Raw genomic sequence first — 7,811 nt, forward strand, 5'->3', positions numbered from 1 at the left:
TCATCACCCTCAACGCCATGCTCCGAGACCAGAAGGACTACCGATCCGCTTGACCGAAAAATACAGTTGCCGGATCCCCCTCCGCTACGCTGCGGGGCTCCGGGAACGGGCGGACGTTCGTCCGCCCTAAGGGAAACGGCCGGTTCTACCCCACCAGCCCGGCGAGGTGGAGGGCGAGGCCGGCGGCGGAGCAGAGGGCCAGCACCGTCAGCATGCCGAGCCGCAGGCGGAACGTGGCCCATAGCGCCGCCGCCGACAGCGCCAGCGCCCACGGGTCGACGCTGGAGAGCACCGGTGCGTCGAAGGACGCGCCGAGGCCCTCCACCGGCCGGGTCTGCCTGAACACGACGTGGATGGCGAACCACAGCCCGAGATTGAGGATGACGCCGACGACCGCGGCGGTGATGGCCGAGAGCGCGCCGGCCAGCGCGCGGTTGCCGCGCAGCACCTCGATGTAGGGCGCGCCGAGGAAGATCCACAGGAAGCACGGCGTGAACGTGACCCAGGTGGCGATGAGCCCGCCGGCCACGCCGGCCACCCAAGGCGGCAGCCCGCCGGGGTCGCGCCAGGCGGCCATGAAGCCCACGAACTGCAGCACCATGATGAGCGGGCCGGGCGTCGTCTCGGCCATGCCGAGCCCGTCCAGCATCTCGCCGGCGGCGAGCCAGCCATAGTTCTCCACCGCCTGCTGCGCCACGTAGGCCAGCGCCGCGTAGGCTCCGCCGAACGTCACCACCGCCATCTTGGAGAAGAACAGCGCGATGCGGCTGAAGACGTCGTCGGGTCCGAGCGCGAGGACCAGCGCGGCGACCGGCGCCGCCCACAGCACCGCGAATAGCAGGGCCACCCACCGCGCCCTGGCGGGGTCGCCGCGCCCCTCCCCCCGCTCGTCGTCGAGCACGTAGCCGCCCTCCGGCCGGGCCGACGCGCCGGCCGCGTGGCCGGCCGACGGGCCGGCGAGGCCCGCCCGCGCGGCGGCGAAGCCGAGCACGCCCGCCCCCGCCACGATGAGCGGGAACGGGGCGCGGAAGAAGAAGATCGCCACGAAGGACAGCGCCGCCAGCGCGACCATCAGGCGGTTGGTCAGGGCGCGCGACGCGACCCGCGCCAGCGCCTGGAGCACGATGGCGAGCACCGCCGCCTTGAGCCCAAAGAACAGCGCCGCCACCGCGGACACGTGGCCGAACGCCGCGTAGATCATGCTCAGCGCCATGATCGCCACGACGCCGGGCAGGATGAACAGCAGCCCGGCGGCCAGCCCGCCTTTCGCGCCGTGCAGCAGCCAGCCGACATAGGTGGCGAGCTGCTGCGCCTCCGGCCCGGGCAGGAGCATGCAGTAGTTCAGCGCGTGCAGGAACCGCCGCTCCGAGATCCAGCGCTTCTCGTCGACGAGGATGCGGTGCATCACGGCGATCTGGCCCGCCGGGCCGCCGAACGACAGCGCCGCGACGCGGGCCCACACGGCGAGCGCCTCCCGGAAGCTGGGAAAAGGCGGCGCGGCGGCGTCCGCGCCGGGAGCTGGCGCGCCGGGTTCCATGCTCATCTCTCCCGCCGACGAGGCGAGGCAGGCGGGGGACCGGGCAAGGCGGGATATGGCATGGGCCGCCGAGTTCACAGATGGGACCCGGCGCTGTCAAGCGACGCCGCCCATGGCCGAGCCCGCGCTTGCGGCCTCGCCGGGCCTGCACGACACTCGGCGGCGACAACGGGCGCGAGGGAGTTGCGCATGACCGCCGAAACCGTCGCCGACGCCTTGTCCCGTCCCGAGTGCCGCGTGGTGCGCGCCGGGCAGCCTTTCACCGGCAAGCAGGGCCTGACCTACGCGGCGGCGATCTCCGCCGAGACGGTGGGCTCGCAAGGCCTGCACATGCAGCTCGTCGTCATACCGCCGGGCGGCCGCGCCAGGGCGCACTTCCACGAGGCGCACGAGACGGCGGTCTACGTGCTGAGCGGCGTGTCGGGCATGTGGTACGGCGAAGGCCTCGCCGAGCACATGGAGGCGCGCGCGGGCGATTTCATCTACATCCCCGCCGGCGTGCCGCATCTGCCCTACAACCCCAGCCGGACAGAGCCCTGCACGGCCGTGATCTCGCGCACCGACCCCAACGAGCAGGAGAGCGTGGTGCTGACCCCCGAACTCGACGCCGCCCGCCCGCCGGAACAGGATCGGCGGACGCCGTAAATTCGGGCCTGCGGGGAGATAGGAAACCGGCGACAGTTCCCGAGACGGCGGGCTCCACCCGCAACTCCAAAGGGCGGACATCGTCCGCCCGTCCTCGGAGCCCGGCAGCGTCAGCGCGAAGCGCGGACGCCAGTCCCCTCGCACCCCCAAAGGGCGGACGCCAGTCCGCCCGTCCCCGGAATGCCGGAGCCTTGGCGGAGGCAGGTCCGGGGTCCAGCGCAACATGTCGCGCGTCAGCGCGTCCTTACGGAAAAGACTGATGAAGCGCCGCTTCGCGGCAGCATCCATGCGCTGGGTCCCGGACACCCCTCCGCTGACGCTGCGGGGTTCCGGGAACGGGAGGGCGGACTGAGGTCCGCCCTTAGGGTTCCGGGAACGGGGGCGGACTGGCGTCCGCCGTTTTCCCTTTTGCGGGCCACCGGCCCGCCCGTCCCCGGAATGCCGGAGCCTTGGCGGAGGCATGTCCGGGGTCCAGCGCAACATGTCGCGCGTCAGCGCGGCTATATGAAAAGGCTCATGCAGCGCCGCTTCGCGGCAGCATCCATGCGCTAGACCCCGGACACCCCTCCGCTCACGCTGCGGGGTTCCGGGGACGGGCGGACTGAGGTCCGCCGTACGGCTCAGGCGGCGCGGAGCGAGGCGTCGGCGGGGGCGGCGGATTCGGCCACGAGCTGGCGCACCTCGTCGCCGTTCAGCGTTTCGCGGCGCAGCAGCTCCTCGGCGAGGCGGTCCAGCGCCACGCGGCGCTCGTCCATCATGGCGCGGGCGGCGCGATAGGCGTCGTCGACGATGTTGCGGACCTCGTCCTGCGCCTCGAGCGGCAGGTCGCGGTCGCCCTTCTCGATCTTGATCATGCCGAGGCGCGGGCTCATGCCCCACTCCGACACCATGCGGACCGCGAGGTCCGAGGCGAAGGAGATGTCGGCGGCGGCCCCGGTCGTCACCTTGTCCTTGCCGAACACGGCCTCCTCGGCGGCGCGGCCGCCCATGGCGACCACGAGGTCGGCGCGCAGCTTGTCGAGCGGCACGCACAGCCGGTCCTTCTCCGGCAGGCGCATCACCATGCCCAGCGCGCCGCCATGCGGCACGATGGTGGCGGAGTGGACGCGGTCGGCGGCCGCCAGCAGCGTCGCGCACAGCGCGTGGCCGGCCTCGTGGACGGCGACCAGGCGGCGCTCGTCGTCGTCCAGCACGAGGCTGCGGCGTTCGAGCCCGATCAGCAGCTTGGTGCGGGCCTGCTCGAAATGCTCCATCGTGGCGGCGTCCGCGCCAACGCGCGCGGCGTGGACGGCCGCCTCGTTGACGAGGTTGGCGAGCTCCGCGCCCGAGAAGCCGGGCGTGCCCTTGGCGACGGTGCGCAGGTCGACGTCCGGGCCGAGCTTCACCCTGGCGGCATGGACGCGCAGGATCGCCTCGCGGCCGCCGACGTCGGGCAGGCCGACATGGACGTGCCTGTCGAAGCGGCCGGGGCGCAGCAGCGCGGGGTCGAGCACGTCGGTGCGGTTGGTCGCGCCGACCACGATGACGCCGTCCGAGCCCTGGAAGCCGTCCATCTCGACGAGCAGCTGGTTGAGCGTGGTGTCGTACTCGCGGTCGGCGGCCGAGCCGCCGGCCCCGCGCTTTTTGCCGAGCGAGTCGATCTCGTCGATGAACAGGATGCACGGGGCGCGCTTGCGCGCCTCCTTGAACAGGCGCGCCACGCGGTTCTTCGACACGCCGACGAAGGCGGCCGAGAACTCGCTGCCGGCGACCGCCATGAAGGCGACGCCCGCCTCGCCGGCGAGCGCGCGGGCGATCAGCGTCTTGCCGGTGCCGGGCGGGCCGACCATCAACACGCCGCGCGGGGGCCGCGCGCCCACCCGCGCGAATGACTCGGGCTCCTTCAGGAAAGTGACGATCTCGGCGAGCTCGGCCTTCGTCTCCTCCTGCCCGGCGACGTCGCGGAAGCGCGTCGGCACAGCCTTGGCGACCGGCGGCCAGGCGAGCCGGCCGCGCACGTCGAACTGGAAGGCCAGCGTCAGGCCGATCAGGGCCAGCAGCAGCAGCGGCGCGACCGCGCCGACGACGCCGGCGAACTCGCCCTCCTGCCGGCCGACCTGCACGTCGACGCCCGAGGCGGCGAGCTTGTCGAGATAGGCCGCGTCGAGCAGGCCCGAGGGCAGGCGCACGAACTGCCTGTCGCCGGTGGCGCGCACCACCGTCAGGCCGCCCTCGCCCACCGTCACCTTCGCCACCTGCCCGGCGGCGAGCTGCTGGGAGAAGACGGAATAGGACACGTCCTCCGGCGCATCGTGCAGCATCACGAGGCCGAACAGGCCGCCGGCCACGGCCAGCGCGAGAACGATGAAGGCAATGGCGCCGCGGCGTTGAAGACGAGCGGGCAACCGGGAGAAGAAGCGAGCCAACGGCCTGTCCAGGTCTGATGTCCACGAATCGGTTGACGCCCTTTAACAAGCCGTCAACGCATGATGCAATGCACAACATCACGTGATGAGCCGGACCGCCAGTCCGGCTGATTACGCAACCACAAGCTGCGCTTAACGCAATCGCTTAATTGCGCAGCGCCAGCGGGACGAACGGCGCGACGCCGCCGACGCGGAACGCCGCGATGTCGCGCTGGCCCGCGTCGGAGAGCAGCCAGGCCTCGAACCGTTCCGCCAGCGCGGCGCGCCGGGGCTCCTCCGCCGCGGCGGGGATGCGCAGCAGGAAATACTTGTTGTCCAGCTCGGGCAGGCCCTCGACGAGCACCGTGAGGTCGCCGTGCCGCTCCTGCGCCAGCCAGGTGGCGCGGTCGGTGAGCACGTAGGCGGCCTCCGCGACGGCGAGGTCGATGGTGCGGCGCATGCCCATGTTGGCCTGGATGTAGCCGGCGCGGTTGATCGGCGGCGACATGCGCGCCGCGCTCCACAGCCGCAGCTCCGCCGCGTAGGTGCCGGAGCCGTCGGCGCGCGACACGAAGCGCGCCTTGACGCGCGCCACGGTGCGCAGCGCCTCGGCGGCGTCGCTCATGCCGGCGATGCGCGCCGGGTCGTCGCGCGGGCCGGCGATGACGAGGCCGTTGGACATGAAGGGCTGCGCGTTCGTGGCCACGCCGGACGCGACGAGGTTGGCCGCGACGCCGGGGTGGTTGACGATGGCGACCGGGGCGCGGCCGTCGGCGGCCGACAGCGCCGCCTGTTCGCTGGGGTTGGAGAGGATCACCAGCTCGACGCCCGTCAGCGCCTCGTAGCGCTCGGCGAGCCAGCGGCCGAGGCCGGAATCCGCGATCGAGGTGGTCGCCGCCACCGGCAGCACGTGACGGCTCGCCCGCGCCGCCGTCGCGGCCAGCGAGGCGGTGCCGATGAGCAGCGTGCGACGCGACAGCATGCCACAACCTCGCGGGGTTGATCCTTGTCGGATTAAACCCTGGCGTGCGTTAACACCCCGTTTCCGAATTGCGTCGCCTCGGGGCTGCGGGGTTCATCCCTTGCTCTTGCCCCGCCCCTTGCCCTTGAGGCGGCGGCCGTAGAGCACGAGGCGGTGGCCGACGAGGTCGAAGCCGAGCTGGCGGGCGATCTCGCGCTGCAACTCCTCGACCGCCTCGTTCTTGAACTCGATCACCAGCCCGGTGTCGGCGTCGATCAGGTGGTCGTGGTGCGCCTTCGACGTGGGCTCGTAGCGCGCCGGGCCGTCGTGGAAGCCGTGCTTCTCCAGGATCCCCTCAGCCTCGAAGCGCTTGACGGTGCGGTAGACGGTGGCCAGCGAGATGCCGGCGTCGCGCTGGACGACGCGCCGGTGCAGCTCGGCGGCGTCGGGATGGTCCGTCGCTTCCGACAGCACCTGCGCGATCAGGCGGCGCTGGCCGGTGAGGCGAATGCCCCTGCCCCGGCATTTGGCTTCGATGACGTTCACGACCCACTCCGTATCGCAGCCCATATTTAAGATGAAGGCGGCCTGCGTTGCCACTTGCAAATAAGTCGCAACTACCGCATCGTTCGCATCCTGGGCGGCAGGCGCGAACCGGCGAAGGACGCGACGTGGAGAATGCGGCTTCGGAAACGACCTTGACGAACTGGCGGCGCGAGCGCGGCGAGCCGTCGCTCGCCGACGTCCACCGCAGCGTCGCCGTCGCCCGCCACGGCTCTGTCTGGCGCAGGCTCGCCGCCTTCCTCGGCCCCGGCTACCTCGTCGCCGTCGGCTACATGGACCCGGGCAACTGGGCGACGTCGCTCGCCGGCGGCGCGCGCTTCGGCTACGCGCTGCTCTTCATCGCGCTGCTGTCCAACATCATGGCCATCGTGCTGCAGCATCTGTGCGCGCGCATGGCGGTGGCGACGGGGCGCGACCTCGCGCAGGCCTGCCGCGACGCCTATCCCCGCGCGGTGGCGTGGCCGCTCTGGCTGCTCGCCGAGATCGCCATCTGCGCCACCGACCTCGCCGAGGTCATCGGCACGGCGATCGGCCTCAACCTGCTGTTCGGCATCCCGCTCGAGATCGGCGTGCTGGTGACGGCGCTGGACGTGTTCCTCATCCTGTGGCTGCAGAACAAGGGCTTCCGCTGGATCGAGGCGTTCATCATCACGCTGCTCGGCGTCATCGCGGTCTGCTTCCTGGTGCAGATCGCCATGGCGGACCCGGTGTGGGGCGAGGTGATCCGCGGCTTCGCGCCGACCACCCGCATCCTCACCAACCCGGACATGCTGTATCTGTCGCTCGGCATCATCGGCGCGACGGTGATGCCGCACAATCTCTACCTGCACTCCGGCATCGTGCAGACGCGCGCCTTCGGCGAGACGCCGGCCGAGCGGCGCCAGGCCATGACCTTCGCCACGATCGACTCCACCGTGGCGCTGATGTTCGCGCTCACCATCAACGCGTCGATCCTCATTCTGGCGGCCGCTGCCTTCAACGGCACCGGCAACACCGAGGTGGTCGAGCTGGAGAAGGCGCACATGCTGCTGTCGCCGCTGCTCGGCTCGGCGCTGGCGCCGACGCTGTTCGCCGTGGCGCTGATCTGCTGCGGCCTCAACTCCACCGTCACGGCGACCATGGCCGGGCAGATCGTCATGGAAGGCTTTCTCGACATCCGCCTGCCGCCCTGGCTGCGCCGGCTGGTGACGCGCCTCGTCGCCATCGTGCCGGCGGCGGCGGTGACGCTGGCCTATGGCGAAAGCGGCACGGCGAAGCTGCTGATCCTCAGCCAGGTGATCCTGAGCCTGCAACTGCCCTTCGCCATCATCCCGCTCGTGGCGATCACCGCCAGCAAGGCGAAAATGGGCGAGCTGGCCGCGCCCCGCTGGCTCACCGCCACCGCCGCGCTCATCGCCGCCATCATCGTGGCGCTCAACGTCAAGCTCGTGCTCGACTTCGCGCTCGGGGCCTGAGCGCCGCGCTCTCTGCGCCTTATGGGCGGCGCTGCCCGACGTCCCACAGCGTCAGCCCTAAGGGCGGACCTCGTCCGCCTGTCCCCGGAATGCCGGAGCCTTAGCGGAGGCATATCCAGATTCTAGCGCATGGATGCTGCCGCGAAGCGGCGCTGAATGGGGAAACCGATAAGGGCGCGCTACGCGCGGACATATTGCGCTGGGCCCCTGTGTATTTCGGTTTGTGGCAGGATGGGTGCGGGCGGGAGATCGATGGGCCCCAGGTG

General features: G+C 71.3%; 6 protein-coding genes. 2 read left to right on the forward strand and 4 right to left on the reverse strand.

The genetic code is table 11. The annotated features are described in order from the left end of the window. Positions 1 to 145: 145 nt before the first annotated feature. Positions 146 to 1,543: a chromate efflux transporter gene (chrA, locus tag NK718_RS21715; RefSeq protein ID WP_371877345.1), complete on the reverse strand. Its 1,398-nt coding sequence runs from the start codon at positions 1,541 to 1,543 to the stop codon at positions 146 to 148. A gap of 183 nt (positions 1,544 to 1,726) precedes the next feature. On the opposite strand from chrA, the gene NK718_RS21720 reads away from it, so the two are divergent. Further along, the gene (locus NK718_RS21720) at positions 1,727 to 2,182 is read left to right on the forward strand and encodes a cupin domain-containing protein (protein ID WP_254746767.1); all 456 of its coding nucleotides are present in this window, start codon (positions 1,727 to 1,729) and stop codon (positions 2,180 to 2,182) included. A gap of 620 nt (positions 2,183 to 2,802) precedes the next feature. Here NK718_RS21720 and NK718_RS21725 read toward each other — a convergent pair. The 3 genes from NK718_RS21725 to NK718_RS21735 form a co-directional block, all read right to left on the reverse strand. Then, positions 2,803 to 4,587 (reverse strand): ATP-dependent metallopeptidase FtsH/Yme1/Tma family protein, encoded by a 1,785-nt coding sequence (locus NK718_RS21725; protein WP_254746770.1) that lies wholly within the window; start codon positions 4,585 to 4,587, stop codon positions 2,803 to 2,805. A 145-nt stretch (positions 4,588 to 4,732) separates the two neighbouring features. Then, a complete protein-coding gene (locus NK718_RS21730) occupies positions 4,733 to 5,548 on the reverse strand; it encodes an ABC transporter substrate-binding protein (RefSeq protein WP_254746773.1) in 816 nt (271 codons plus the stop codon). Between the two features lie 93 nt (positions 5,549 to 5,641). After that, on the reverse strand, positions 5,642 to 6,073 hold the full coding sequence (locus NK718_RS21735; RefSeq protein ID WP_254746776.1) for a Fur family transcriptional regulator: 432 nt from the start codon (positions 6,071 to 6,073) through the stop codon (positions 5,642 to 5,644). A gap of 125 nt (positions 6,074 to 6,198) precedes the next feature. Between NK718_RS21735 and NK718_RS21740 the strand changes: the two genes are divergently transcribed. Beyond that, positions 6,199 to 7,545, forward strand: coding sequence for an Nramp family divalent metal transporter (locus tag NK718_RS21740; protein ID WP_371877346.1), 1,347 nt, complete (start codon positions 6,199 to 6,201; stop codon positions 7,543 to 7,545). Positions 7,546 to 7,811 lie beyond the last annotated feature (266 nt).

Origin of the sequence: Alsobacter ponti (genome assembly GCF_024294805.1) — a bacterium.
GTDB lineage: Bacteria > Pseudomonadota > Alphaproteobacteria > Rhizobiales > Beijerinckiaceae > Alsobacter > Alsobacter ponti.

Bases quoted from the DNA above. Each gene is read 5' to 3' on its own strand.
- chrA (WP_371877345.1), bottom strand. From the start codon at position 1,543: ATGAGCATGGAACCCGGCGCGCCAGCTCCCGGCGCGGACGCCGCCGCG.
- NK718_RS21720 (WP_254746767.1), top strand. From the start codon at position 1,727: ATGACCGCCGAAACCGTCGCCGACGCCTTGTCCCGTCCCGAGTGCCGC.
- NK718_RS21730 (WP_254746773.1), bottom strand. From the start codon at position 5,548: ATGCTGTCGCGTCGCACGCTGCTCATCGGCACCGCCTCGCTGGCCGCG.